This window comes from Zhongshania borealis (genome assembly GCF_039539625.1).
GTDB classification, from domain to species: domain Bacteria; phylum Pseudomonadota; class Gammaproteobacteria; order Pseudomonadales; family Spongiibacteraceae; genus Spongiibacter; species Spongiibacter borealis.
In genome coordinates, this window is sequence record NZ_BAABDM010000005.1 from 35685 (window position 1) to 60230 (window position 24546).

The following is a 24546-nucleotide window of genomic DNA, read 5'->3' on the forward strand; positions in this document are numbered from 1 at the left end:
AGCCCGCCGGGCTGCCCTATTGGGCGACTAGCTAGCGCTGCGCTGCTTTGCGAGTTTTAGGACATCGTTTAAAAAATGGCCGGTATGCGATTGCGGCATGGTGGCAATTTCTTCTGGTGTGCCTTCAGCGATAATCATACCGCCTCCGCTCCCACCTTCGGGTCCAAGGTCAACGATCCAGTCGGCAGTTTTAATTACATCGAGATTATGTTCGATTACGACGACGGTGTTGCCATGATCCCGGAGGCGATGCAGTACCGTAAGTAATAATTGAATGTCTTCAAAGTGTAAGCCAGTGGTTGGTTCATCTAGAATGTAGAGTGTCTTTCCGGTATCGCGCTTAGACAGCTCCTTAGCTAATTTCACTCGTTGGGCTTCGCCACCGGACAACGTCGTTGCGGCCTGTCCCAGGCGTATATAGCTTAGGCCCACGTCCATAAGTGTTTGCAGTTTTTTACTTATCGACGGGACATTTTCGAAAAATGCATTTGCGTCCTCAACGGTCATGTCCAAGACTTCGTGGATATTCTTGCCCTTGTATAGAATTTCCAGTGTTTCGCGGTTGTAGCGCTGGCTGCGGCATACTTCACAGGCGACGTAAATATCAGGAAGAAAGTGCATCTCTACTTTGGTGACGCCGTCACCCTGGCAGGCCTCACAGCGACCACCTTTTACGTTAAAGCTAAAGCGACCGACCTTGTAGCCACGTGATCGTGCTTCCTGGGTGCCGGCAAAGAGTTCGCGAATCGGCGTGAATATGCCGGTGTAGGTTGCCGGGTTTGAGCGTGGTGTACGTCCTATTGGGCTCTGGTCTATATCGATGCATTTATCAACTTGATCTAAGCCAGAAACGCTGCGGTGGGCCGCAGGGGTAAGCGTCGTTGCCCCGTTAAGAACTGTTGCTGCGACAGGGTAGAGTGTGTGGTTGATAAGCGTAGATTTCCCTGAGCCAGAAACCCCGGTCACACAGGTCATTAAACCCAAGGGTATTGTTAGATCTACATCGCGCAGATTATTGCCGGTTGCGCCTTCTATGCGCAGGCATTGGTCTGGCTTTGCTTGGTGGCGTATCGCTGGAATTGCAATGGCGCGTTTGCCAGACAAATATTGGCCGGTCAGTGATTCAGGGCTGTTTAAAATATCTTCGAGTTGGCCTTCGGCAATAACACGGCCGCCGTGCACGCCCGCGCCGGGACCAATATCAATAATGTGATCGGCAGTGCGGATTGCGTCTTCGTCGTGTTCAACGACAATAACTGTGTTGCCAATATCTCTAAGGTGGCGCAGGGTTTTTAGCAGGCGTTCGTTGTCTCTTTGATGAAGTCCGATCGATGGTTCATCGAGGATGTACATCACGCCAACTAGGCCTGCACCGATCTGACTGGCTAAGCGTATACGCTGGGCCTCGCCGCCGGACAAGGTATCTGCACTGCGATCTAGGGTTAAATAGTTAAGGCCAACGTCGACAAGAAAACGCAGGCGGTCATTAATCTCCTTTAATATTTTTTCAGCAATTTGTGCGCGGCGGCCAGTTAGTTCCAGTTTGGTGAAATACTCGCGCGCTGCGCCTACCGGCATTGCGGTGATTTCCGGCAAGGTATTGTCGAGAATAAATACGTTGCGTGCCTCTTTGCGTAAGCGAGTGCCTGCGCAGTCGGGGCAGGATTGTGAATTCAGAAATTTGCTCAGTTCTTCGCGAACCGTTTGCGATTCGGTTTCCTTGTATCGGCGATCCATGTTGGGAATAACGCCTTCGAAGGGGTGTTTACGCTGGAAGTTGTCGCCGCGATCATTGATATAGGTGAAACTGATTTCCTCTTTCCCGCTGCCAAATAAAATTTTGTGGCGGTGCTCCTCGCTTAATTCCTCGAAGGGCGCGTCGATATCAAACCCGTAGTGTTCGGCAAGTGAGGTGAGCATATGAAAATAGTAAACGCTGCGGCGGTCCCAGCCACGGATCGCGCCGGTCGATAAGCTTACGTCTGGATGCTGGACGATGCGTGAAGAATCAAAAAATTGTTTTACGCCTAAACCATCGCAACTGCTGCAGGCCCCCAGCGGGCTATTAAACGAGAATAGTCGTGGTTCGAGTTCAGATAGGCTGTAGCCGCAGTGCGGGCAGGCAAATTTTGAAGAGAAGGTGAGCTCCGGTGCTTTGTCGTCATCCATATCGGCAATGCTGGCGATGCCGTCCGTGAGTTCTAGTGCGGTCTCAAATGATTCGGCAAGGCGCTGGGTAAGATCGTCACGCACTTTGAAGCGATCTACCACCACTTCTATAGTGTGCTTTTTGTTTTTATCGAGCGTGGGCAGATCATCTAGATCGGTAACGAGGCCATTGATTCTGGCGCGAACAAAACCTTGGCTGCGTAGTTTTTCAAAGGTATGGATATGTTCGCCTTTGCGATTTTGGACGATAGGCGCAAGCATCATCAGTTTGCTGCCTTCGGGTAGGGCCAGTACGGTGTCGACCATTTGACTTACAGTTTGTGCTGAAAGCGCCGCGTTATGGTCCGGGCAGCGTGGCTCACCCGCGCGGGCGAACAATAGGCGCAGGTAATCGTATATCTCGGTGATGGTGCCCACGGTCGAGCGCGGATTGTGTGATGTGGATTTTTGCTCGATAGAAATAGCCGGTGACAAGCCTTCGATGTGATCAACGTCGGGCTTTTCCATCATCGATAAAAATTGGCGCGCGTATGTCGACAAGGATTCTACATAACGGCGTTGACCTTCGGCGTAGAGCGTGTCGAAAGCGAGTGACGACTTGCCAGAACCAGACAGCCCAGTAATAACGACTAATTTGTCGCGGGGTATATCAAGATCGATATTCTTTAGATTGTGGGTGCGGGCACCGCGAACGATAATCCGATCCATATATTTTCCCGGCCTGATAAACCGGACATTATACGACGCCGACGCATGGTCGCGCAAAATAAGCTCGTCACCAATATGTAAGGTTTTTTGGTGAGGGTATAGCTGCTAGAATGACGGTTTAAGCCCATAAATTTTGTAGGATTTCCCCGCCCTTGAATCATCAGTCGATGAGTGCAACCGAGCGACGAGCTGTTGTATCGCTAGCTAGCTTATATACCTTCAGAATGCTTGGCTTATTTATGCTGCTGCCCGTATTAAGTTTGTACGCGGCGGAGTATGAGTTCAGCACGCCGGTGTTAGTTGGTCTGGCGCTCGGTGTTTATGGCTTGGGGCAAGCGGCCTTGCAAGTTCCATTGGGAATGTTGTCAGATCGCATTGGTCGCAAGCCAGTTATTATTAGTGGTTTACTGTTGTTTATTGCCGGTGGCCTCATCGCTGCCGGAGCCGACACGATCTTTGGCGTCATAGTTGGTAGGTTGCTTCAGGGTACCGGTGCAATTGCGAGTACCTTGACGGCTCTTCTTGCCGATCTCACTCGGGAGCAACATCGCACCAAGGCGATGGCGGCCATCGGTATGAGTATTGGTGTGTCATTTGGGGTGGCGATGGTGCTTGGCCCGTTAATCGCCTCGTGGTTCGGTGTGTCAGGTTTGTTTTTTTCCACGTCGATCCTTGCTGGCTTGGGAATATTGATTACTTTGTTTTTGGTGCCGACACCCGATGTGCAAGGTGTCGATGCGAATAATCAATCCTTGGGCGGTTTGTTGGGACGATGCCTTAGAGATAGCAATCTAATGCGACTGAACATCGGGATTTTCAGTTTGCACGCTATATTGATGGCGATATTCGTTGCAGTGCCGGGGATGTTCGAAGAGCAAGGTTTGCCTCGGGATGATCATTGGCAGGTGTATTTGCCAGTGATGGTCGTCGCCTTTATCGCAATGGTCCCGCTTATTATAGTGGCCGAAACACGTAATAAAATGCGTGAAGTGTTTTTGTTTGGTATAGCTAGCATGATGCTGGTCCTAGCGGTTGCTGTTTACCTTGGGCAGTTGTTTATACCATTAATTATTATTGTCACCTTATTTTTCGTGGCCTTTAATTTGATGGAAGCGTCCCTCCCTTCGCTGGTAAGTAAGACGGTATATCCGGGTGGCAAAGGTACTGCGATGGGCGTTTATTCTACGTTTCAGTTTTTTGGCGCATTTTGCGGCGGCGCTATTGGCGGTGGATTGCTCGGCCGCTGGGGCAGCGGCGCCGTGTTTGCTGGTGCGGCAGTACTGGCCGGTGCTTGGTTGGTCGTTGCCTGGGGTATGATCGTGCCGCCTAAGTCTGAAAGCCTCATTGTAAATTGGCAATTCGGTACTTGGGATGCCGCTGGCATTCGTCGTGAATTTTTGGCCATGCCCGGTGCGCTGGATATTACGGTGCTCGAAAGTGAGCGTATTGCCTATTTGCGGGTTGGTAGCGATTTTGACCCCGAAAATTTGCCCGAAGGCCTGCGGCTGGGCAGCTAATAGCCGCTCCTAGCGGAATCCGGTATAGTGCAGTATCTGTTGCGGGCGTTGGTCTGCATCCATAGAAAAACAGGAGAGAACGCATGGCGCGTGGTATAAATAAAGTTATTTTGGTCGGTAATTTGGGCCAAGATCCCGAGACCCGTTACATGCCTTCCGGCGGTGCCGTGACTAATGTCACCATCGCGACAAGTGAAACGTGGAAGGACAAACAAAGCGGTCAGCCTCAAGAGCGTACTGAGTGGCACCGAGTGGTATTCTTTAATCGTTTAGCGGAAATTGCTGGCGAGTATCTAAAGAAAGGTTCTAAGGTGTATGTTGAGGGTTCCCTGCGCACGCGCAAGTGGCAGGACCAGAGCGGACAAGACAAATACACCACTGAAATCGTCGCTGCAGAGATGCAGATGCTGGATGGTCGTGGTGGTTCCGGTGGTGGTGCTGGAGGCGGCGACAATAGTTATGGTGACGATGCATATGGTCAGCAGTCGGCGCCGCAAGCACAGGCTGCCGCGCCAGCGCCTCGCCGAGCGCCGCCTCCACCACAGAATCGCGCACCAGCACCAGCACAAAACCCGCCGGCAGGTTTTGATGATTTTGATGATGATATTCCATTTTAAAAAACACCATAGATCATAATGTAAAATATTGTCCTGAAAACCCCACCAGTTGGGGTTTTTTAATGTCTCTGTATCTTCGTGTGCACGTACCGCGATGCAGAGATGTTCTTGCGCATCCTTTCGGCATTGAGTAATGTTGATGCACTTTCGCCGCATTTTTTGCTGCGCGATCTACACAATTTCCGCAGGTTTCAATAACTTGCTTTACCGCTACATGCTGTGATTATTCTGTGAATGTTATTGTAATTTCCCCGCCTGGTGGTTTAAGTGCCGCTTTGCAAAGTCAGTTTTCTTCTCGCGGCCGCGCGAGTATCAGTATGGTCATCGATGAGCTGGCTGGGCTTGGTGATGAGCTATTGCGCGGCGCTATGATTGTCGATGCTGATGCATTGTGTTTTCTGCAACGCAATACCGCTTACAGTGATAAAGAATATCAGCGGCTGCTAGCGCTAAGGCAGGCTTTTTGGGCTCGTTGTCGGCGGTTCGATGTTCCAATAATCTTATTGAGCGACGGCCGAGTTTTTGGTGCCGGTGACAGCGGCGATGCGGAAAGTCTTGAGCTCGATGCGCTGGCGCCGTCGTGTATCGCGGGTCGGCAACTTGCAGCGTTAGAGCAATCGATACTCGCACAAAGTGAACAAGTGATGGTCTTGCGCACTGGGCCATTGGTCTCGGTGCAAGCCGGCAGTTTTTTGGGAGACTGTCTTGCCACCATGCGTGGCGGAGAGGTCTTGCGCCTTAATGATACGCGTATTTCCTACCCCACTCCGGTGTCTGATTTGGCTAGGGTTATTTCAGGGTTGGTGGATCAAATTAGTTGCGGTGCATCCTGTCGTGGTGTTTATCATTATTGTAGTAGTGGGGCCGCCAGCGCCTATGAGTTTGCCGAGGTTGCTTGCGCCTTCGCGTCGCAATTTGTTGCGCCGATGGCGGACTTGGCGGTGGATGATGACAGTCCGGGGTGGTGTCCTGATGCGCCAGTGATAAGTTGTGAGCGAATCCTGCAGGATTTTGGTATTAAACGTTTGCCCTGGCGGGCATATTTGCCGCGGATGATAAAAACGGTATGTGAAGAGGCTTCTAAATGAGCAGCAGTACAGATTTTCACGCGCTGGGAATGGCGGTGTTGACGGTGTCGGATACGCGAAACGAGAGTTCAGATAGTTCTGGTCAATATTTGGTGAGCGCCCTCACCGAGGCTGGACATCAATTAATTGATAAGCAAATTGTTAAAGACGATATTTACCAGATTCGCGCCTCTGTGTCGGCGTGGATTGCCGACCCGAGTATCGAGGCGGTATTGATTACTGGTGGAACGGGTTTTTCTGGGCGGGACTCAACACCTGAAGCGGTATCGGTGCTCTTTGATAAAGTCATTGAGGGATTTGGCGAGGTCTTTCGGGCGGTGTCTTTGCAGGAAATAGGGTCCTCGACTATCCAGTCGCGGGCTATTGCTGGGTTGGCGAACAATACAGTTCTATTTTGTATGCCGGGTTCTACCGGCGCCTGTAAAACAGCCTGGCAGTCCGTTATTCAGGAGCAGCTGGATAGCCGGCATCGACCTTGCAATTTTGTCGGTGTTCTAAAGGCCCGCAATGGCGGAGGTCTATAAAGGTGGCACTACGCACAGTGGATGACGCTTTGCACCAATTGTTGGCAGACGTTCCGTTGTGGGGCGTCGAGTCGAGAGACTTGGCACATGCACAGGGCGCGATTTTAGCTGCTGATGTATACGCGGAAATGGACGTGCCACCATCAGATAACAGTGCGATGGATGGCTATGCGCTGTGTTTAGCGGATCTTGCCACGGGAAACGCGTTGCCGGTTAGCCAGCGTATTCCGGCGGGAGCGACTGGCGCTGCACTTCAAGCGGGCACGGCGGCAAGGATATTTACCGGCGCATCAATTCCTGCTGGTGCCGATACGGTCGTGGCTCAGGAGGACTGCGAGCTTGATGGCGACATGCTTTTGGTAAAGGCAGCGCCACGTTTAGCTCAGCATATCCGTCCGCGGGGGCAGGACATCGCTAGGGGGCAGCTCATTCTTGCCAAGGGCTGCCGGTTGCAACCCGCTGATCTTGGGTTGTTGGCGTCGCTGGGAGTTGCTTCTGTTGTGGTTGCGCGGCGGCTCAGGGTCGCCTTGATGTCGACCGGGGATGAGCTGCGTGAGCCCGGCGAAATATTGGCGGCTGGTCAAATATATAATTCTAATCGACCTATGTTAGCCGCGTTGCTTCAGGCGCTTGGCGCCGATGTGGTTGATCTTGGTATTGTTGCTGACACACCCTTGGCGACTAAGGATGCATTGCAAAAAGCCGCGGCAAGTGCGGATATGGTGATTAGCAGTGGCGGTGTGTCCGTTGGTGAGGAAGATCATGTCAAAGCGCAAGTTGAAGCCTTGGGTTCATTAGACTTGTGGAAGTTAGCAATTAAACCGGGCAAGCCGCTGGCTTATGGGCGGGTGGCGGATGTACCATTTTTTGGTTTGCCAGGAAATCCGGTGTCGGGCTTTGTTACCTTTTGTCTGTTGGTGCGGCCTTATATACTAAAAATGCTGGGTGTAGTGGATCCTCGGCCTCCGGTATGGAAAGCGCTGGCATCATTTGACTGGCCGCGAGCGGGCACTCGGCAAGAGTATTTGCGCGCAAGAGTGACGTCAAGCGAGATCGGCATGGGCGTTGAAATTCATCCGCAGCAAAGCTCGGGCGCATTGTCTTCGGTGTCTTGGTGTAATGCATTGGCGATTATCCCCATTGGCAAAACCTTGAGCCGTGGCGATAGCGTAGACGTGATATTTTTGCGGGATCTTTGCTAAGAAAATAATATTGGAAATTGTCGGGGAGAGACACTTGCAGCGCATTGCGCTGCAAGTGTCTCAGGCAGTGTTACGCCTGATAGCGCTGAAATACGAGGCTAGCGTTGGTGCCGCCGAAGCCAAAACTGTTCGACATCACCGTGTTTAGCGTGACGTTGTCTTGGCGCTTTAGAACAATCGGTACACCGGCAGCTTCATCGTCCACGGTCTCAATATTGGCAGAGGCAGCAATAAAATTATGCTTCATCATCAGTAATGAGAATATGGCTTCCTGCACACCGGTTGCGCCGAGTGAGTGGCCAGCAAGGGATTTGGTTGAGCCGATAGCCGGAATAGTTTTACCTTCGTAGGCTTGCTTAACGGCTTTCAATTCTTGCATGTCGCCGGCTGGGGTCGAGGTGCCGTGGGAGTTGATGTAATCAACGTCGCCTTTCACACCTTGTAGCGCCTGAGCCATACAGCGTGCAGCGCCTTCACCGCTTGGTGCAACCATGTCGTAGCCGTCAGAGGTTGCGCCATAGCCAACTAATTCACCGTAAATTTTGGCGCCGCGCGCTTTGGCGTGTTCGAGCTCTTCTAGCACCACCATGCCTGCGCCGCCAGCGATAACAAAGCCATCTCGGTTGGCATCGTAGGGTCGCGACGCCTGCTCCGGCGTATCGTTGTACTTGGTCGATAAGGCGCCCATGGCGTCAAACAAACAGCTTAATGACCAGTGTTCCTCTTCGCCGCCGCCAGCAAAAACTACGTCTTGTTTGCCGAGCTGAATAAGCTCCATGGCATTGCCAATGCAGTGGGCGCTGGTGGCGCATGCAGAGGAAATTGAATAGTTAACCCCCTTAATTTTGAACGGGGTGGCCAGGCACGCTGAGACTGTGCTGCCCATGGTTTGAGTAACACGATAGGGCCCAATACGTTTAACGCCGCGCTCGCGAAGTGTGTCAGCAGATTCAATGAGATTTGCTGAAGACGCACCGCCGGAACCCGCGATAATGCCGGTACGGACATTGCTGACTTGGTCGTCAGCTAGACCTGAGTCGCTGACGGCTTCTTGCATTGCAATGTAGGCATACGCTGCCGCATCGCCCATGAATCGAAGTTGTTTGCGGTCAATGTGTTCTTTGAGGTCAAGGTTTTTGATCGAGCCTGAAATCTGGCTGCGAAATCCCATTTCCTTGTATTTCTCATTAAATGCGATGCCTGACTTACCCTCTTGCAGTGACGTCAAAACTTCTGACATGTCATTGCCAATACTGGATACTATTCCCATACCGGTTACGACAACACGTTTCATCGGATCCCTCGTTACCTAATCTGTAGGTTAAATAAAAATTGTGTATTAAGTATTAAAAACTGGCGTCGTCTTTGAACAGGCCAACACGAAGATCTTTTGCGGTGTAGATGACCTTGCCATCGACAGCGACTTCGCCGTCGGCGATGCCTAGAATTAATTTCCGCTCGATAAGGCGCTTGTAGTTCAGTGTATAGGTGACAAGTTTGGAGTCAGGGAGGATTTGCCCGGTAAACTTCACTTCGCCAGCACCCAGCGCGCGACCTTTGCCGCTATTGCCGCGCCAGCCGAGGTAGAAACCGACTAGCTGCCACATGGCATCGAGACCTAGGCAGCCGGGCATAACTGGGTCGCCTTTGAAATGGCAGTCAAAGAACCAGAGGTCTGGGTTGATATCCAGTTCGGCCACTAAAACACCTTTGTCGAAAGTGCCGCCTTCAGTGCTAATGTGGGTAATCCGGTCTACCATCAGCATATTGTCTACTGGAAGTTTGGGATTGCCGGGACCAAATAGCTTGCCGTGTCCGCAGTCGATGAGTTCTTGCTTGGTAAAACTGTTTTGATGGATTAAAGACATGAGGCCATAGTTTCAGTTGGAAAATGTTGGGCTTATCTTAGCACGAAGATTTTCGGCGGCGCATTAAAATGTCAACATTGGCGCGATGCTTGCTGCCTTTAAACTGTCATATTCAAGGTGTAAATACCGGTACTTGCCAAGTGCCGCAGCTGTTGGGAGAATGCCATCAGCGTTAACATTAAATTTTTAAAAGGATTCGGGCCATATCCCGAAAGGAACTCGATATTATGATTAGAAAATGTTTGTTTCCCGTGGCCGGTTACGGCACGCGCTTTCTTCCTGCAACCAAGTCTATGCCCAAAGAGATGCTGCCAATCGTTAATAAGCCGCTCGTGCAGTATGGTGTAGAGGAGGCTATTCAGGCGGGTCTGAAAGAAATAGCGTTGGTGACTGGGCGGGGCAAGCGCGCCATCGCGGATCATTTTGATATTAGCTACGAGTTAGAGAACCAAATTGCCGGAACAAGTAAAGAGCGCTACCTCGATTGTATTCGCAATGTGTTAACTGAAGGCACCTTCATGATGACTCGTCAGCGTGAAATGAAAGGCTTGGGTCATGCAATCCTAACGGGTGAATGCTTGATTGGTGATGAAGCCTTTGGTGTTATTTTGTCGGATGATTTGTGTCTGAATCAGGACGATGACGGTGTAATGGCGCAAATGGTTGCGCTCTATAAGCAGTTCCGTTGCAGTATTGTTGCGATTCAAGAAGTGCCTATGGAAGAAATTGAAAAATACGGTGTTATTGCGGGCGAGTTAATGGGTGACGGTTTGTACCGTGTTAGCACCATGGTCGAAAAGCCTAAGCCAGAAGATGCGCCAACAAATATGGCGGTCATCGGTCGATATATTCTTACGCCAGATATTTTTGATATTTTGCGCGAGACCCCGCCTGGTAAGAATGGCGAAGTGCAGTTAACGGATGCACTGATGACGCAGGCGCAAAATGGTTGCGTGCTAGCCTATAAATTCCGCGGTAAACGTTTTGATTGCGGTAGCGTGCCAGGCTTTATTGAGGCGACAAACTACGTTTACGAAAATATTTATGATGAGGCATCCGCGTGAGTAGCAGTGAAATAACATGTTTTAAAGCCTACGATGTTCGTGGACGTATTCCCGATCAATTAAATGAAGACATTGCCTACCGAATTGGTCGTGCATTTGCTCAGGTAATCAAGCCGCAAAAAGTTGTGGTCGGTCATGATATCCGCTTAAGCAGCGAGTCTATCAAAGGTGCTTTAACCGAAGGTTTGCGCGACGAGGGTGTCGATGTTTACGATATTGGTCTGTGCGGCACTGAAGAGATTTACTTTGCTACATCACATGCAGGTATGGATGGCGGTATAGCCGTTACGGCGAGTCATAACCCTAAAGACTATAACGGCATGAAGTTTGTTCGCGAGGGATCTAAGCCAATCAGTGGTGACACCGGTTTGTTTGATATTAAGGCGCTCGCTGAACAAAATGACTTTGCGCCAGTGGCAGCGCGCGGCAGCTTGCAGGCGCTGGATACTGCAGCGGCCTATGTCGAGCATTTGCTTGGTTATATTGATGTTGAGTCTTTAAAACCGCTAAAAATCGTAGTGAACGCGGGTAATGGCGGCGCTGGTCGGGTGGTGGACTTACTTGAGCCCTATTTGCCCTTTGAATTTATTCGGGTGCATCACGAGCCCGACGGCCATTTCCCTAATGGTGTACCTAACCCTTTGCTGGTTGAGAATCGTCAGCCCAGTATTGATGCTATTAAAGCCCATGGTGCTGATTTGGGTATTGCTTGGGATGGTGATTTCGATCGCTGTTTCTTCTTCGACGAGACCGGCGATTTTATTGAAGGTTACTACGTTGTAGGTTTGCTGGCCGAGGCGTTCTTGCTGAAAAATCCCGGTGAAAAAGTGGTGCACGACCCGCGTTTAACCTGGAATACCATTGCCATTGTTGAAGAAGCTGGCGGCACGGCTGTGCAGTGTAAAACAGGCCATGCGTTTATTAAGGAGCGCATGCGCATTGAAAATGCGGTGTATGGCGGCGAGATGAGCGCTCATCATTATTTCCGAGACTTTGCCTTTTGTGACAGTGGCATGATTCCTTGGTTGCTGGTGACACAGCTAATGTCGGTGAAATCGGCGAGTTTGTCGTCGCTGGTAGAGCAGCGCGTCGCACTATTCCCCTGTAGCGGCGAAATAAACCGTGAAGTAGCAGATGCTAAAACCGTCATTGCGGCGATTGAGGCTCATTACACGCCCTTGGCTGCGGCGGTAGACTTTACCGACGGCCTCAGTATGAGCTTTGATGGCTGGCGCTTTAATGTGCGGATGTCCAATACAGAGCCAGTGGTGCGACTCAATGTTGAGAGCGATGGCAATATCGCATTGATGGAAGCAAAAACCGCTGAGTTGTTAGCGATGCTGTAAAAATTGTTGCTAAGAAGCAAACAAGAAAGGCGCCGAGAGGCGCCTTTCTTGTTTGTGGTACAGCTTTGAAATTCTATGTGCGTTTGGCTTCGTGGCGAGCGCTATATTGTGCCGGGGCTTTTGGTGTTGCGGCGGCGAATCAGCTTCGGCGTGACAGCGCGATTTCGGTCAGCCCTTCGAGTGCGCTGCGATAGGGGCTTGGTGTGAGGCCGTTTAAAGCTGCTATTGCTGCGTCGGTGTAGCGTTTGGCTGCCGCATGGCAATAATCTAGGGCGCCACACTGCTTTACGGCGCCGACGATGGCGTCTAGTTGCTCGGCAGATTTATTGCTGATGGCGTCGCGTACTAATTCCTTGTGCGCTTCGCTGCCGTGCTCTAGTAAGTAAATCAGGGGTAGGGTGGGTTTGCCCTCGGCGAGATCATCACCAACATTTTTGCCGGTTTCTGCTGGGTCGCCTTCGTAGTCAAGGATATCGTCGATCAGCTGAAAGGCGATCCCTAAATTGACGCCGTACTGGTGTAGTGCGGATTGGTGTTCGGCGCTGTCGCTGAGAATGGCCGCGCCACTGCAGGCGGCGCCAAATAATACTGCGGTCTTGCTGCGAATCACTTCAAAGTAGGTTGCTTCGCTGGTGTCGGGGTTGCCAGCTCGGGTCAGCTGCAGTACTTCGCCCTCGGCCACGGTGTTGGTGGTGTCCGACAGCAGGCCCATGAGCGGGAAACTGCCGATTTTGACCAGAATCTGAAAAGCGCGGGAATACAGGAAATCGCCGACCAATACGCTGGGGGCATTGCCCCAATTGGCATTCGCAGTGGGGCGGCCGCGACGTAGCGCGGAAATGTCGACTACGTCATCGTGGAGCAAGGTTGCTGTGTGAATAAACTCGATGACGGCCGCTAGGTGCAAGTGTTTCTCGTCGATTCTTCCGATCGCGCCAGCACAAAGTAAGCTGAGTAATGGGCGCAGTCGTTTCCCGCCGGCATCGACAATATAGTGGCCGATATTTTCCACGAGGGGCACATTAGAATGCAGTTGTTCAATGATGAAATCGTTAACAGCGGTAAATTCGCTGTCCACGACCTGTCTAATCTGTTGCATGGTGGCGAAGAGTAGTCTGGCGGAGTCGGCTGGCATCGTATGAGCGTAGCCGCGAGCTGTCAAGGTCTGAGGGGTACTTGCAATTCTGGGTGTTGTTTATTTTCTGAAAACTGCGTACAATTCGCGCCCCTGAAGCAAAACCGTGCGGCCCCTTAATGGTTAAGTGGTGGTGACGGTGCCTGGACTTGTCCCGGCGCAGATGCCTAAAGTTATTTCTTGGTGTTGGCGCTCGGCCGAAACAAACTATTGCAAGCAGGCTCTTGGAGATATAAACATGTACGCAGTGATTGAAAGCGGTGGTAAGCAGCACCGTGTAATTGAGGGTGAAACCCTTAAGTTAGAAAAAATTGAAGTTGCCACTGGTGAAAGTCTGACCTTCGACAAAGTGTTGATGGTTAAAACCGGTGACGATCTAAAGATTGGCGCGCCTTATGTTGAAGGCGGTAAAGTGACTGCGGAAGTAATCGCGCAAGGTCGTCACGCCAAGGTGAAAATTGTTAAGTTTCGCCGTCGGAAGCACAGCATGAAGCAAGCTGGTCACCGTCAGTGGTTCACCGAAGTGAAAATCACTGGTATCAGTGCTTAAGGAATTTAGGAGAGACTCATGGCTCACAAGAAAGCTGGTGGTAGTACTCGTAACGGACGCGACTCACAGAGTAAGCGTCTGGGCGTTAAACGTTTTGGTGGTCAGGTAGTTAGTGCAGGTAGCATTATTGTTCGTCAGCGCGGAACTCGTTTTCATGCTGGTGAAAATGTTGGTTGTGGTACTGATCATACCTTGTTTGCTAAGGCAGACGGTGTAGTGAAGTTTGAGGTTAAAGGTCCCAAGAGCCGCAAGTATATTAGTATAGTTGCAGCATAAACCTCTCGGTGATCTTGAAGGCCTCGTCTATTGACGGGGCTTTTTTGTTTCTGTAGACAGGTTTTTCGGTATATTCATTTTATTTGGTTGGCGCGGTAATGAAATTTGTAGATGAGGCGGTAATTCGAGTTGAAGCAGGCCGCGGTGGCAACGGCTGTCTCAGTTTTCGGCGGGAGAAGTATATTCCTTGGGGTGGTCCTGATGGCGGCGACGGCGGTGATGGCGGTAGTGTGATACTGCGTGCTGATGCGTCAATGAACACCCTGGTTGATTTTCGTTTCGTTAAATCCTATAGCGCGCGTCCTGGCGAGGGTGGTCGCGGCGCCAATTGCCGTGGTCGCAGTGCTGATGATTTGGTGTTGGATGTTCCTGTGGGAACGACCATCATTGATGAAGATACGCTTGAGGTCTTGGGTGACCTGGTTGCTGCGGGCGACACGATAAAAGTGGCGCAAGGCGGTTTCCATGGTTTGGGTAATACGCGCTTTAAGTCGAGTACTAACCGTGCGCCGCGCCAATTCACTCGCGGCAGTGATGGTGAAATTCGCTCGCTGCGTTTGGAGTTGAAGGTGCTTGCCGATGTCGGCTTGCTGGGTATGCCTAATGCCGGGAAGTCGACCTTTATTCGCGCGGTGTCTTCGGCTAAACCGAAGGTAGCGGATTATCCGTTTACCACCTTGGTGCCGAATTTGGGTGTGGTGCGGGTGCAGCAGCATCAGAGTTTTGTTATCGCTGATATTCCCGGTTTGGTTGAGGGTGCGGCCGAGGGTGCGGGTTTAGGTATTCGCTTTCTCAAGCATTTAACGCGTACTCGCTTGTTATTGCATTTGGTGGATATGGCGCCTTATGACGAGACGCTACCCCAGGAGGCTGTGGCGATTATAGCTAAAGAATTGCATCGTTTTAGCCCGACTTTGGCGGATCGTGAGCGGTGGCTGGTCTTAAATAAATTGGACTTGATTCCCGAAGAAGAGCGCGAGGCGCGCTGTCAGGAGGTGGTCGATGCGCTGGGCTGGACTGGTCCGGTGTATAAAGTATCGGCGATAACTGGCGCGAATACTAAAGCGCTTTGTCAGGATATTTTGCAGTTTGTTGAGGCGCAGGCAGAGCTGCTGGCCACCGATACTGAGGCGGCTGATCGTGAGCGCGATATTCAAGATGCCATGCAGTCTGAGGCCAGGGAGCGTATTCAGGCATTGGCGGATAAGCGCCGCTCTGAGCGCCGCGCTGCGGGTGATGTTGATGATTTTGACGACGATGAAGATGACGACCATGATGTTGAAGTGGTTTACCGGCCCTGAGGTGAAGAAGCTTGTCTGATAAGCGGCAAAGTTTGCGCGCCTGTAAGCGCGTCGTGGTCAAGATCGGCTCGGCCTTGCTCACCAATGACGGTCGTGGCCTTTGTGTTGAGGGTTTGGATGCCTGGGTGGCGCAAATCGCTGCTTTGCGCGCAGATGGGCGCGAAGTCGTCTTGGTGTCGTCTGGCGCGGTAGCGGAAGGTATGACGCGGTTGGGGTGGAAAGAGCGGCCCGATGATCTTCATAAATTGCAGGCCGCGGCTGCGGTAGGGCAAATGGGCTTGGTTCAGGCCTACGAGCAGCGATTTCGCACTCATAATCTGCAAACCGCACAGATTCTCCTTGGGCACGACGATATCTCCGCTCGTGACCGCTATCTCAATGCCCGTGGCACTTTGTTGACCTTGCTTGAGTTGGGTGTAGTACCGGTGGTCAATGAAAACGACACGGTGGTCACCGACGAAATTCGCTTTGGTGATAACGATACCCTTGCGGCGCTGGTAGCGAATTTAATTGATGCTGACACCTTGGTGATTTTGACTGATCAGCGTGGATTGTTTGCCGAAGATCCTCGCAGCAATCCTGGGGCGGAGTTGATTTCTGTGGCGGAGGCGGCCGATCGTAAGCTTGATGTGATGGTCGGTGGTAGTGCTGGAGCGCTGGGGCGCGGTGGCATGTTAACTAAGCTGCGCGCGGCGCGCTTGGCGTCGCGCTCTGGGGCAAATACCGTGATAGTGGGTGGGCGCGAGGCGCGGGTGCTGGATCGTGTGTTTGCTGGTGAAGATTTGGGTACTTTGCTTCTGTCTGGCCAGCGGCCAATTGCTGCGCGAAAGAAGTGGTTGGCTGGTCAGTTGCAATTGCGTGGCAAGCTTCAGCTTGATGATGGCGCGGTGCGTGTCTTGCGTCAGCAGGGGCGTAGCTTGCTACCTGTAGGGGTGGTGGCGGTTAGTGGTCGCTTCGATCGTGGTGACCTTGTTATGTGTGTTGATGCTGATGGGAATGAGGTGGCGCGAGGTCTGGTGAATTACAGTATCGAAGATGCGCGGAAAGTATTGGGCTTGCCCAGTGCGCGTATCGCTGAGGTCTTGGGTTATATTGCTGAGTCAGAGTTGATACATCGTGACAACTTGCTAATAACATAGCGTGTTGGCGCTATGCTTGCGTTGATATTGCAGCCAATAAAAAACCCGCACTAGGCGGGTTTTTTATTGGCTAAACCAAAAGCGAATTAAGCGGCTGCGCTCATTGCTTTGATTTTGCTGTTCAAGCGGCTCTTATGACGAGCTGCTTTGTTTTTGTGCAGAATGCCTTTGTCTGCCATGCGGTCAATTGTTGACGCTGCAGATACGTAAGCAGCCTTGGCGGCTTCTTGATCGCCAGAAGCGATTGCGGCCAACACTTTCTTTAGGTATGTGCGTACCATTGAGCGCAGGCTGGCGTTATGCGTACGACTTTTTTCCGCCTGACGTGCGCGTTTTTTAGCTTGTGGAGAATTCGCCACCCTTATAACTCCTTGAAACCTAGTACTGAAAATTTAGGCCGGGAATTATTCACGTTTGCCCCTGCATTGTCAATAGCGTCTATGCCTAATCAGCGAATAATTCCTCGGATTTGGCGTTGCGATGGGCTTGCTTATAAAAACCGCTGTGCAGCGATTATGGCCCAGCAGCCTAGACATAGGAGCATGCTCAGCATAACGGCGGCGGAGCCAAGGTCTTTAGCTTGGCCGGAGAGTGGGTGTAGCTCAGTGCTGATTCGGTCAACGATGGCTTCAATAGCGGAGTTGAGTAATTCAACTACGATCACCATAACTACGCTGGCAATGAGTATTGCCCTTTCGCTGGCGCTTGTACCGAGCCACAGTGCTAAGGGTATCAGGACCGCAGCGAGGGCCGTTTCCTGACGAAACGCTACCTCGTGCCGCCACGCCGCACGAAGCCCCTTCAATGAGTAGCTGTAGGCGTCTAAAACATGGGTCACCCCGGTGCGGCTCGGTTTGTTCATCATGGGCTGTGTAATTCTCTGTCGTGGCTCTCTGGCGATTGACGCAGCTAATCAGTGTACAATGCACCACGTTAAATTTAACTGCTGGGCCCTGTAGCGAAATAGCCGTCTTAGCCTAATAGGCGTGTTGTTGTAAGACCTACTGTAACAATAGTGTAATTTCAAACTATGACAATTGAGAGACAATTAATTTACCCGCGGCATTGGCCTGCGTGGCTAGTGATTGGCCTACTTTGGCTGTTGGCGCATTTGCCAAGACCCATAAGCTACGCGCTGGGTGCGGGGGTTGGTAATGTGTTTTATCGCTTTGCCAAAGACCGTCGCCATATTTGTGAAGTGAATCTTCGTCTGTGTTTTCCTGAGTTGAGCGACGCCGACCGCGAGGTTTTAATTCGTAAAACTATGCGCAATCAAGGCATAGGTCTAATGGAAACGCTGCGAGTTTGGTTTCTGGCGCCAGACAAATTGGGCGTAGAGTTCGAATTAGTGGGTGGAGAGCATCTTGAAATCGGCGAGGACGGCGCTGGCGTCATCGTGCTGGGTACGCACTTCACGTCCCTCGATGTGTCTGGCACCTTGATAGGCTATAAATACCCCACTGATTCCTTTTATCGCAAGCACAAGAATCCAGTGTTCGAATATATCCTAAGTCGCTCGCGGGGGCGCTATGGTGAGCCTATTCATCGCCGCGATATAAAGCGCGCGCTGCGCCGCCTGCGCGAAGGGCGGCGCCTGTATTACTTGCCAGACCAAGATTATGGTCGCAAGTCAGCTGAGTTTGTGCCGTTTTTTGGGGTAATGGCTGCCACCACCATTGGCGCCAGCACATTGGCGCGAAGTGGTCGTGCGCGCGTGGTGTTTGCGCAGCAGCAGCGGTTAGACGGCGGCCGCCGTTATCGGGTTGAAATTATTCCGCTGGACAATTTCCCAAGTGGGGACCCGGCGGCTGATGCAAGAGCGATCAATGCTCTGCTTGAGGACAATATTCGCCTCGTGCCAGACCAGTATATGTGGGTGCACCGTCGTTTTAAAACACGCCCAGACGGAGAGGCGCGGGTTTACTGATGGCAGCATTGCGCGTGTGGGTGATTACTGACGGACGACTTGGGCATCTAAATCAGCTCAAAGGTCTGATTGCGCGCTTGCAAAGCAAGGCCGAGGTCACGGTGTCATGGCTCAATATTGCAGAACAGGGCTTTGCCTATACTGGGCGCCATGAATTGAAAAAGCAGTTTTCGGCTGAGCAGCTGCCAGATTGGATCGTTGGTGCTGGCAGTCGCACGCATCTGCCAATGCTGTGGTTAAAGTGGTTAACCGGTGGTCGTGCGCTGGTATTAATGCGTCCGAGTTGGCCGCTGTTGTTATTCGATGCGATTTGCATGCCGCTTCACGATTCGCCGCCTGCTCGTAAAAATGTGCTGGCAACCCAGGGTGTGATTAATCATATTGTGCCGGTGACAAGTGGCCGCGACTCTGCGCGGGGCTTAATTTTACTTGGTGGAATTAATAAGCACTTCGCCTGGGATAATGAGGCGATTCTGGCGCAGCTTGAGAGAATATCGGCCGCTGCGCCGGGGGTGGTGTGGCTGGTGTCCGACTCGCCGCGCACTCCTGCTGGATTGTTGGCGCAGGTCGAGGGGCTTGGTGCGGCGAATATCGAAACTATCGCGTATCAGCAGACCGGCCCTGGCTGGTTGCAAGCGAATTTAACGAAGGTTGGTCAAGCGTGGGTGACTTGCGATAGCGTGTCGATGGTTTACGAGAGCATCAGTTCCGGAGCCAATACCGGTCTATTGGCTTTGCCGCCACTACGAAAGTCGCGGGTTACCAAGAGTATGGCGCAGGTCTTGGCCACGGGGTTGGCCTCAGATGTTGCAACAGCTGATTTACATAATATGCTCCCGCCAGCAGCCTACCCGCTGTGGGAGGCAGATCGCGCGGCGGATTGGCTATTACAACTTGCCAGCAACGCGCAGCGTAAAGTTTAAGTTTTGGTCAAAACCAAGCATTTTGGGAAGAGTGAAAGTATGGCTGATAATCGTCCGCCCTTAAAAATTGTGCAGGTTTTGCCCGCATTGAACTCCGGCGGAGTTGAGCGCGGCACCGTTGAGCTGGCCAGGGAGTTGGTGCGCGGTGGTCACCAGTCGGTTGTTATTTCTGCCGGCGGGCGAATGGTCGAGGGACTTGTTGCTGAGGGTAGCGAGCATATTGAGATGCCTGTACACCGCAAATCGCTCATGTCGCTATTGCAGGTGAGGCCAATGCGCCGACTGTTGGTCGAGTTGCAAGCCGATATTGTCCACGTTCGGTCGCGCGCGCCTGCTTGGATTGTGTGGTTGGCGTGGCGAGGAATGAACCCAAAGACTCGCCCTCGGCTGGTTAGTACTTTTCACGGTATGTATTCGATTAATTTTTACAGTGCGGTGATGGCGCGTGCCGAACATGTGATCGCTATTTCTGATTGTGTTAAGAAATATATCCTCAGCAATTACCGCGTGCCGGAACAAAAAATCACCTTGATTCCGCGGGGCCTAGATCCAGCGGCATTTAATGTGGATGCCTGTACGCCGGAGTGGCGAAAGGAATTACTGACTGCTTATCCCGAGCTACGAGATAAACATGTAATTTTGATGCCGGGTCGCTTAAGTCGATGGAAAGGGCAAGAAGCTTTTCTGCAAATGATGGTTCGCTTAGTCAGTTTGCGAAAGGATTGTCACGGTGTTGTTGTCGGTGATGCTGAACCGGGAAAACAGCACTATTTTGAAGAGTTAATAGCCCAGCGCGACGCCTTAGGTTTGGCTGACAAAGTGACCTTTGTTGGTCACCGCAGTGATATTTCGGCATTTTATGCGTTCGCTTCAGTGACGTGTCATATGTCCAATAAGGAAGAGCCTTTTGGCCGTACAGTGCCAGAATCTTTGGCTACAGGCACGCCAGTCGTTGCCTTTGATCGCGGCGGTGCAAGTGAGTCACTTAATGCGGGTTTTCCACAGGGATTAGTGCCCGCAGATGATGTGGTGGCTTTTGCGGTTAGGGTTGATGATTTAATTGACGCCGACGCCGAAATAAAGCTTCCAGAGAGTTATTATCTGAGCAGTCAGTTGGCCAGTACCCTTGGTGTGTATCGGCGTTTAATAGACCAGCGTCAAGACGAGGTTAAATAATGAAAGTGCTACACGTGGATTACGATCGTCTGCGCAGTTACGGTGCCAACCGGATTAGCTGGGCGGAAAAAATGAAATACGGATTAATTCGCAATAATCATTATGTGCGCAGTTTTTCTGATCGTGATGTGGCTGCTTTTGAGGCGCCATTGGGGATTCGCGATCTAGGCAAAAAAGCGGCAAATAGGCGTTTTCTTGAGGTTGTTGAACACAATGACCCTGATCTGATTATTATCGGTCATAGCGATATTATTACCGTCGAAAGCTTGAAGCTGGTTCGCCAGCGTCGTCCAGAATGCGTATTAATTCACTGTAATTGCGATCCCTTGTTTGTGCCAAATAATAGCAAGAGAATTGCCGCGTTCGCGGGGGTGGTCGATGCGGTATTTGTCACTACGGGTTTGCGAGATTTGCGGCGCTATGCTGGTTTAGGGGCCCGCCTTTATTATATTCCGAACCCGGTTGAGCCGACGGTTGAAGTGTTAGATAACTCGTTAAAAACCGATTTGCCAATTGACCTATTGTTTTGTAGTAATGCGACTAAATTCACCAAGCGCTTAGAAATGGTGAAAGCCATTAAAGATGCTGTCGACGATGAAATGAATTTTAAAACCTACGGTAGTTTTGGCGAGGCTCCAGTGTGGGGGCGTGATTACGATAATGCATTAGCGAAAACCAAAATGGCGCTCAATTTGAATCGGCAAGAGGGTGATCATTGGTATACGTCTGATCGCATGTCGCAGCTCGGCGGTAACGGGGTCCTGCAATTCGCGCACAGCAGTGGCGGCTTTGATGAATATGTACCACCAGAAACCTTGGTGTATTTTGATGATCAGCAAGATTTGATCGCCAAGATTCGTGAGTTCCATAACGACGATGTTAAGCGTCAGGATTGGGCTGCGCGGGCGCGCAAATTTTTCCAAGAAGAATTAAATTCGACCCTGTATTCTCGTTACATTATTGAAGCGACAATGGTTCAGCCCTTTAGTCATGACTATGTTTGGGCGCGCAATATAAACCCGGATGGCAGTGATAAATCATGATTGTACTTTCAGCGAGTAAGCCGTTTGCGGCGGGGGGAAATAGGTGGTGTTATGTTGACCCTGCAGATGCAATGCGCTGTATCAAAGTACGCCGTCCAGATTTTAGTATTGAGGATCGACGGCGCCGAAAGGGCTTTCCCAAGAATCTAAAACCGCTGTCGAGCTTTGATGATAATCTCGACGAATTTAATGTGATGACGAATTTACAGCGACATTATGACGACAATATTTTTGCGCATATTAGTCGCTGCTACGGTTTTGTTGATACCGATATGGGCAAGGGTTTGAGCTCAGAGCTAATTCGCGATAGCGGCGGTGAGGTGTCGGTATCATTGAAGCAATACCTGTGGGAGGGTGACTATGACGAAGACTGTCGTAGCGCCGTTGACGAACTCTGCGAGCACTGGCTTAAGTTTCGCGTACCGTCGCGTGATTTGATTTTGCACAATGTTGTGGTGCAGCGCGAACTAAGCGCAGACGGCAGTGTGAAAATAAAGCGTTTGGTGGTGATTGATGGCGTTGGTAACGCCGGTTTATTCCCTGGCCATGTTATGCCGGGTTTTATGCAGTTTAAAAAAGCGCAGCGCAAGGTCGATAATCTACATTTTCGTATTGCTGATCTACTAAATGACAAGGCGCAGGGCAAGGGGCCGGGTATGCACGGCTTTTTATTTCATAGCGGTCAAGAATAGTGCGGTGTGTTCACGCCGAGTCTTGCTGAAATTTACTCTACACACCTAGCGGTTTTTTGGTTGCGTAATTTAAAAGCTTTGTAGCGACTTGCTGCCATTGCAGTTCGGTTTCGGCTCGGTGTTGAGCGCGCCGGCCCATTGCTTTTAGTTCTTCACTGTTGCTGAGCATTTTTTTGATGCTTAGGTAAATCTCTTTGTCGCTCTCGCCATCACAGAGTGTTCCTGTATGGCCGTCGATGACGGCATCGCCGGCGCCGCCAGCATGGCCGGCCAAGCTTGGCAAGCCGAGCATAGCAGCTTCGATATAGACAATGCCAAAGCCCTCAACAGAGTCGCCAACAGCGCGGCAGGGCATAACGAATAAGTCTGCCGTCTGCAGTAGCGCTGAGCGCTCACCGTCACTTACCCGCCCGCAGAATTTAACATTGTCTCTTACACCGAGCGCCATGGCGCTGGCGGTTAACTCGTCTTGAATGGGGCCGCTGCCTACGATGAGGTAGCTAAGCTTAGGGTGCTCCTCGAGTAACTTTGGTAAGGCCGCGATGATTTTGTCCTGACCCTTGCGCGCCTCTAGTCGCCCCACTGTGATTAATGTCGGGGTGTTTTGACCGCACCAGTCTTTAGCTGCCGCCAAATCATTAGCTGAGGGCTTTATTGGCTGAGTTACGCCGGGGTGAAGTACATGTACGCGGGATAAATCAGGTGCATAGGGTGTGGCTCTTTGGGCAGTGAATTCCGAATTGGCTAAAAGTAGCTCGGCGCGGGATAGGGTTTTAGTGATTCGCTGTTGTTTTTTGGGTTGGAGCTGGGCGGGAAACTCCATGCCATGTGCGATGCAGATACAGCAAATGTGTGGCAGTTTGTCAGTGTTCACCAGCTCAAGACTTTTCCAGCTGTCGCATATTAAGATACCGTGCTCTACTTCTGCAAGTTGAGATTGGAGTAATCGCGCTTTGCGATACCGCCGCAGGACTTTTGGGCCGCCGAGCCGTTCTACAGGAAATGCTAGGTTCTTATCAAATTCGGTTTGGCCATCTGCCGACGGTGCGTCACAGATAACGCGCACAGTATGGCCGAGCTGGTGTAAGGCACTCGCAAGCTCGTGCATGTAATTTTGGATGCCACCGGCGGCGGGAGGGTAGTTTTGTGTGCTGATAATGATGTTGTGGCTTGGCATTGGATAGCGGTCCAAATCAGGGGCTGGTGTGGGTGGTCAAGCAATGGCATTCGCTTGGTGGGCTTGCTGCGTTCTAATCTTGTTTAAATGTTACAATAATCGCCACATTACGGGCAGGGCAATGGTTCGGCCAACGCATGTGAATATAAACGGCAGCATGCGTTCATACAAGCTGTGCCGATTCCTCATTATTCAGTGTTCAGGGTAAGATTATTCGATATTGGGGTAAGTGGACTGTTAGGGCATGTTTTAATGTTGGTGGTTCAGAGGCGCGAATGATAGAGGGTTCCATGTCAAAAAATTGTACATGTTGGGTAATTAGTCTAAACCCAGCATCAGAGAATACACAGAAATTGATTGCCGATTTGGCGGCGCAAGGGCTAAATGCTGAGATATTTCCTGCCGTAGATGGCCGTGCGGGTATGCCCTCGCTAGAGGGGGATGAGCGGTTTCTGGATGATCTGGCAATGGTGCGGCATGGCAAGCATTTAACGGCAAGTGAGTTAGGATGTTATTTGTCCCATTTGCGTGCGGCTAAGCAGGCTTATGATGAGGGCTATCAGCATATTTGCTTGATGGAAGAGGATGTTGTCATTGAGCCATTATTTGGCGATGTCTATCGCTCGGTTCTGGATAAAGAGCTTGATATGGTTCGCATGATGTCGCTCCGAATTCGTAAGCGGGTAGTCTTAGATAAGCTTGTCGGCGAACATCGCTTGGTGCGTCCCGTGCGTGGCGGCCTTGGCGCTCAGGCTTATGTGCTCAACCGTGCTGGTATGAAAAAGTTATTTACATACGGCCAAAAAATATATGAGCCGATAGATAAAGTGATGGATCACTTTTTCCTGTTTGATTTGCAGGTATTTGCGGTTGAGCCGCATGTTGCGCATGAATTGGTACATGAGACCAGCGTGCAAAAGGCAGCAGATACCAATGACGAGACGCCACGCTTATGGCACCGTTTGGCATTTCATCCGGTGAAACTGTGGTTTAGTTTAAGGCGACACTTTTACCGTTTTTGTCACCGTGGTGATTTTAGCGGTGCGACGCTTCCAAGCAAAAAAGTCGGCAGAACAGAGCGGGTACATTAGTTCAACCACTTTG

Annotated in this window: 24 protein-coding genes; 17 read left to right on the forward strand and 7 right to left on the reverse strand. The window is 51.2% G+C overall.

Going from position 1 to position 24546, the window contains the following annotated elements; genetic code table 11:
* Positions 1 to 27: 27 nt before the first annotated feature.
* Positions 28 to 2877, reverse strand: coding sequence for an excinuclease ABC subunit UvrA (gene uvrA / locus ABD836_RS13295; RefSeq protein WP_344936734.1), 2850 nt, complete (start codon positions 2875 to 2877; stop codon positions 28 to 30).
* A 167-nt stretch (positions 2878 to 3044) separates the two neighbouring features.
* On the opposite strand from uvrA, the gene ABD836_RS13300 reads away from it, so the two are divergent.
* The 5 genes from ABD836_RS13300 to ABD836_RS13320 all read left to right on the forward strand — a co-directional run bounded on the left by ABD836_RS13300 (position 3045) and on the right by ABD836_RS13320 (position 7825).
* Positions 3045 to 4394: an MFS transporter gene (locus ABD836_RS13300; protein WP_344937158.1), complete on the forward strand. Its 1350-nt coding sequence runs from the start codon at positions 3045 to 3047 to the stop codon at positions 4392 to 4394.
* An 83-nt stretch (positions 4395 to 4477) separates the two neighbouring features.
* Entirely contained in the window at positions 4478 to 5011 is a 534-nt protein-coding gene (gene ssb / locus ABD836_RS13305) for a single-stranded DNA-binding protein (RefSeq protein ID WP_344936737.1), read from the forward strand.
* Positions 5012 to 5241: 230 nt separating this feature from the next.
* Positions 5242 to 6099 carry a sugar nucleotide-binding protein gene (locus ABD836_RS13310; RefSeq protein WP_344936739.1) on the forward strand — a complete coding sequence of 286 codons (858 nt, stop codon included), beginning with the start codon at positions 5242 to 5244 and terminating at the stop codon, positions 6097 to 6099.
* Positions 6096 to 6623: a molybdenum cofactor biosynthesis protein B gene (moaB, locus tag ABD836_RS13315; protein WP_344936741.1), complete on the forward strand. Its 528-nt coding sequence runs from the start codon at positions 6096 to 6098 to the stop codon at positions 6621 to 6623. Before ABD836_RS13310 ends, moaB begins: the two co-directional genes overlap by 4 nt.
* 2 nt (positions 6624 to 6625) lie before the next feature.
* Complete coding sequence (locus ABD836_RS13320) at positions 6626 to 7825, forward strand: molybdopterin molybdotransferase MoeA (RefSeq protein WP_344936743.1); 1200 nt, start codon at positions 6626 to 6628, stop codon at positions 7823 to 7825.
* 70 nt (positions 7826 to 7895) lie between these two features.
* Here the strand turns inward: ABD836_RS13320 and fabB are convergent, their stop codons facing one another.
* Complete coding sequence (fabB, locus tag ABD836_RS13325; protein ID WP_344936745.1) at positions 7896 to 9119, reverse strand: beta-ketoacyl-ACP synthase I; 1224 nt, start codon at positions 9117 to 9119, stop codon at positions 7896 to 7898.
* 52 nt (positions 9120 to 9171) lie between these two features.
* Positions 9172 to 9693 (reverse strand): bifunctional 3-hydroxydecanoyl-ACP dehydratase/trans-2-decenoyl-ACP isomerase, encoded by a 522-nt coding sequence (fabA, locus tag ABD836_RS13330; protein ID WP_344936747.1) that lies wholly within the window; start codon positions 9691 to 9693, stop codon positions 9172 to 9174.
* Between the two features lie 227 nt (positions 9694 to 9920).
* Between fabA and galU the strand changes: the two genes are divergently transcribed.
* Together galU and ABD836_RS13340 are read left to right on the forward strand one after the other, a co-directional pair.
* Positions 9921 to 10757 carry a UTP--glucose-1-phosphate uridylyltransferase GalU gene (gene galU, locus ABD836_RS13335; protein ID WP_344936749.1) on the forward strand — a complete coding sequence of 279 codons (837 nt, stop codon included), beginning with the start codon at positions 9921 to 9923 and terminating at the stop codon, positions 10755 to 10757.
* A complete protein-coding gene (locus tag ABD836_RS13340) occupies positions 10754 to 12103 on the forward strand; it encodes a phosphohexomutase domain-containing protein (RefSeq protein WP_344936751.1) in 1350 nt (449 codons plus the stop codon). The genes galU and ABD836_RS13340 overlap by 4 nt, the downstream gene beginning before the upstream one ends.
* Positions 12104 to 12242: 139 nt before the next feature.
* Here the strand turns inward: ABD836_RS13340 and ABD836_RS13345 are convergent, their stop codons facing one another.
* On the reverse strand, positions 12243 to 13202 hold the full coding sequence (locus ABD836_RS13345; protein ID WP_344936753.1) for a polyprenyl synthetase family protein: 960 nt from the start codon (positions 13200 to 13202) through the stop codon (positions 12243 to 12245).
* A 274-nt stretch (positions 13203 to 13476) separates the two neighbouring features.
* On the opposite strand from ABD836_RS13345, the gene rplU reads away from it, so the two are divergent.
* The 4 genes from rplU to proB all read left to right on the forward strand — a co-directional run bounded on the left by rplU (position 13477) and on the right by proB (position 16504).
* Positions 13477 to 13788, forward strand: a complete 312-nt coding sequence (rplU, locus tag ABD836_RS13350) for a 50S ribosomal protein L21 (RefSeq protein ID WP_008248242.1) — start codon at positions 13477 to 13479, stop codon at positions 13786 to 13788.
* Between the two features lie 18 nt (positions 13789 to 13806).
* Entirely contained in the window at positions 13807 to 14064 is a 258-nt protein-coding gene (gene rpmA / locus ABD836_RS13355) for a 50S ribosomal protein L27 (RefSeq protein WP_159270096.1), read from the forward strand.
* Between the two features lie 98 nt (positions 14065 to 14162).
* Complete coding sequence (gene cgtA, locus ABD836_RS13360) at positions 14163 to 15365, forward strand: Obg family GTPase CgtA (protein ID WP_344936758.1); 1203 nt, start codon at positions 14163 to 14165, stop codon at positions 15363 to 15365.
* An 11-nt stretch (positions 15366 to 15376) separates the two neighbouring features.
* Positions 15377 to 16504 (forward strand): glutamate 5-kinase, encoded by a 1128-nt coding sequence (gene proB / locus ABD836_RS13365; protein WP_344936760.1) that lies wholly within the window; start codon positions 15377 to 15379, stop codon positions 16502 to 16504.
* An 86-nt stretch (positions 16505 to 16590) separates the two neighbouring features.
* On the opposite strand, the gene rpsT is transcribed toward proB, so the two are convergent.
* Both rpsT and ABD836_RS13375 read right to left on the reverse strand, forming a co-directional pair.
* Positions 16591 to 16863 carry a 30S ribosomal protein S20 gene (gene rpsT / locus ABD836_RS13370; protein ID WP_344936762.1) on the reverse strand — a complete coding sequence of 91 codons (273 nt, stop codon included), beginning with the start codon at positions 16861 to 16863 and terminating at the stop codon, positions 16591 to 16593.
* 131 nt (positions 16864 to 16994) lie between these two features.
* Positions 16995 to 17366, reverse strand: coding sequence for a diacylglycerol kinase (locus tag ABD836_RS13375; RefSeq protein WP_344937161.1), 372 nt, complete (start codon positions 17364 to 17366; stop codon positions 16995 to 16997).
* A 168-nt stretch (positions 17367 to 17534) separates the two neighbouring features.
* On the opposite strand from ABD836_RS13375, the gene lpxL reads away from it, so the two are divergent.
* Genes lpxL through ABD836_RS13400 form a run of 5 tightly spaced genes read left to right on the forward strand, consistent with a single transcriptional unit; the run spans position 17535 to position 22265 of the window.
* Positions 17535 to 18431: an LpxL/LpxP family Kdo(2)-lipid IV(A) lauroyl/palmitoleoyl acyltransferase gene (lpxL, locus tag ABD836_RS13380; protein ID WP_344936764.1), complete on the forward strand. Its 897-nt coding sequence runs from the start codon at positions 17535 to 17537 to the stop codon at positions 18429 to 18431.
* Positions 18431 to 19354, forward strand: coding sequence for a mitochondrial fission ELM1 family protein (locus ABD836_RS13385; RefSeq protein ID WP_344936767.1), 924 nt, complete (start codon positions 18431 to 18433; stop codon positions 19352 to 19354). The genes lpxL and ABD836_RS13385 overlap by 1 nt, the downstream gene beginning before the upstream one ends.
* Before the next feature lie 39 nt (positions 19355 to 19393).
* Positions 19394 to 20530, forward strand: a complete 1137-nt coding sequence (locus ABD836_RS13390; RefSeq protein WP_344936769.1) for a glycosyltransferase family 4 protein — start codon at positions 19394 to 19396, stop codon at positions 20528 to 20530.
* Positions 20530 to 21573, forward strand: coding sequence for a glycosyltransferase family protein (locus ABD836_RS13395; RefSeq protein ID WP_344936771.1), 1044 nt, complete (start codon positions 20530 to 20532; stop codon positions 21571 to 21573). Before ABD836_RS13390 ends, ABD836_RS13395 begins: the two co-directional genes overlap by 1 nt.
* On the forward strand, positions 21570 to 22265 hold the full coding sequence (locus ABD836_RS13400) for a YrbL family protein (RefSeq protein WP_344936773.1): 696 nt from the start codon (positions 21570 to 21572) through the stop codon (positions 22263 to 22265). The genes ABD836_RS13395 and ABD836_RS13400 overlap by 4 nt, the downstream gene beginning before the upstream one ends.
* Positions 22266 to 22302: 37 nt before the next feature.
* Here ABD836_RS13400 and ABD836_RS13405 read toward each other — a convergent pair whose 3' ends face one another.
* Entirely contained in the window at positions 22303 to 23442 is a 1140-nt protein-coding gene (locus tag ABD836_RS13405; protein ID WP_344936775.1) for a glycosyltransferase family 4 protein, read from the reverse strand.
* Between the two features lie 290 nt (positions 23443 to 23732).
* On the opposite strand from ABD836_RS13405, the gene ABD836_RS13410 reads away from it, so the two are divergent.
* Positions 23733 to 24533 (forward strand): glycosyltransferase family 25 protein, encoded by an 801-nt coding sequence (locus ABD836_RS13410; protein WP_344936777.1) that lies wholly within the window; start codon positions 23733 to 23735, stop codon positions 24531 to 24533.
* The last annotated feature ends 13 nt before the right edge of the window (positions 24534 to 24546 follow it).

Excerpts from the sequence above, each read along its gene's own strand:
- uvrA (WP_344936734.1), bottom strand. The coding sequence starts at position 2,877 with ATGGATCGGATTATCGTTCGCGGTGCCCGCACCCACAATCTAAAGAAT.
- ABD836_RS13300 (WP_344937158.1), top strand. The coding sequence starts at position 3,045 with ATGAGTGCAACCGAGCGACGAGCTGTTGTATCGCTAGCTAGCTTATAT.
- ssb (WP_344936737.1), top strand. The coding sequence starts at position 4,478 with ATGGCGCGTGGTATAAATAAAGTTATTTTGGTCGGTAATTTGGGCCAA.
- moaB (WP_344936741.1), top strand. The coding sequence starts at position 6,096 with ATGAGCAGCAGTACAGATTTTCACGCGCTGGGAATGGCGGTGTTGACG.
- fabB (WP_344936745.1), bottom strand. The coding sequence starts at position 9,119 with ATGAAACGTGTTGTCGTAACCGGTATGGGAATAGTATCCAGTATTGGC.
- fabA (WP_344936747.1), bottom strand. The coding sequence starts at position 9,693 with ATGTCTTTAATCCATCAAAACAGTTTTACCAAGCAAGAACTCATCGAC.
- galU (WP_344936749.1), top strand. The coding sequence starts at position 9,921 with ATGATTAGAAAATGTTTGTTTCCCGTGGCCGGTTACGGCACGCGCTTT.
- ABD836_RS13345 (WP_344936753.1), bottom strand. The coding sequence starts at position 13,202 with ATGCAACAGATTAGACAGGTCGTGGACAGCGAATTTACCGCTGTTAAC.
- rplU (WP_008248242.1), top strand. The coding sequence starts at position 13,477 with ATGTACGCAGTGATTGAAAGCGGTGGTAAGCAGCACCGTGTAATTGAG.
- rpmA (WP_159270096.1), top strand. The coding sequence starts at position 13,807 with ATGGCTCACAAGAAAGCTGGTGGTAGTACTCGTAACGGACGCGACTCA.
- cgtA (WP_344936758.1), top strand. The coding sequence starts at position 14,163 with ATGAAATTTGTAGATGAGGCGGTAATTCGAGTTGAAGCAGGCCGCGGT.
- ABD836_RS13375 (WP_344937161.1), bottom strand. The coding sequence starts at position 17,366 with ATGAACAAACCGAGCCGCACCGGGGTGACCCATGTTTTAGACGCCTAC.
- lpxL (WP_344936764.1), top strand. The coding sequence starts at position 17,535 with ATGACAATTGAGAGACAATTAATTTACCCGCGGCATTGGCCTGCGTGG.
- ABD836_RS13385 (WP_344936767.1), top strand. The coding sequence starts at position 18,431 with ATGGCAGCATTGCGCGTGTGGGTGATTACTGACGGACGACTTGGGCAT.
- ABD836_RS13390 (WP_344936769.1), top strand. The coding sequence starts at position 19,394 with ATGGCTGATAATCGTCCGCCCTTAAAAATTGTGCAGGTTTTGCCCGCA.
- ABD836_RS13395 (WP_344936771.1), top strand. The coding sequence starts at position 20,530 with ATGAAAGTGCTACACGTGGATTACGATCGTCTGCGCAGTTACGGTGCC.
- ABD836_RS13400 (WP_344936773.1), top strand. The coding sequence starts at position 21,570 with ATGATTGTACTTTCAGCGAGTAAGCCGTTTGCGGCGGGGGGAAATAGG.
- ABD836_RS13405 (WP_344936775.1), bottom strand. The coding sequence starts at position 23,442 with ATGCCAAGCCACAACATCATTATCAGCACACAAAACTACCCTCCCGCC.
- ABD836_RS13410 (WP_344936777.1), top strand. The coding sequence starts at position 23,733 with ATGTCAAAAAATTGTACATGTTGGGTAATTAGTCTAAACCCAGCATCA.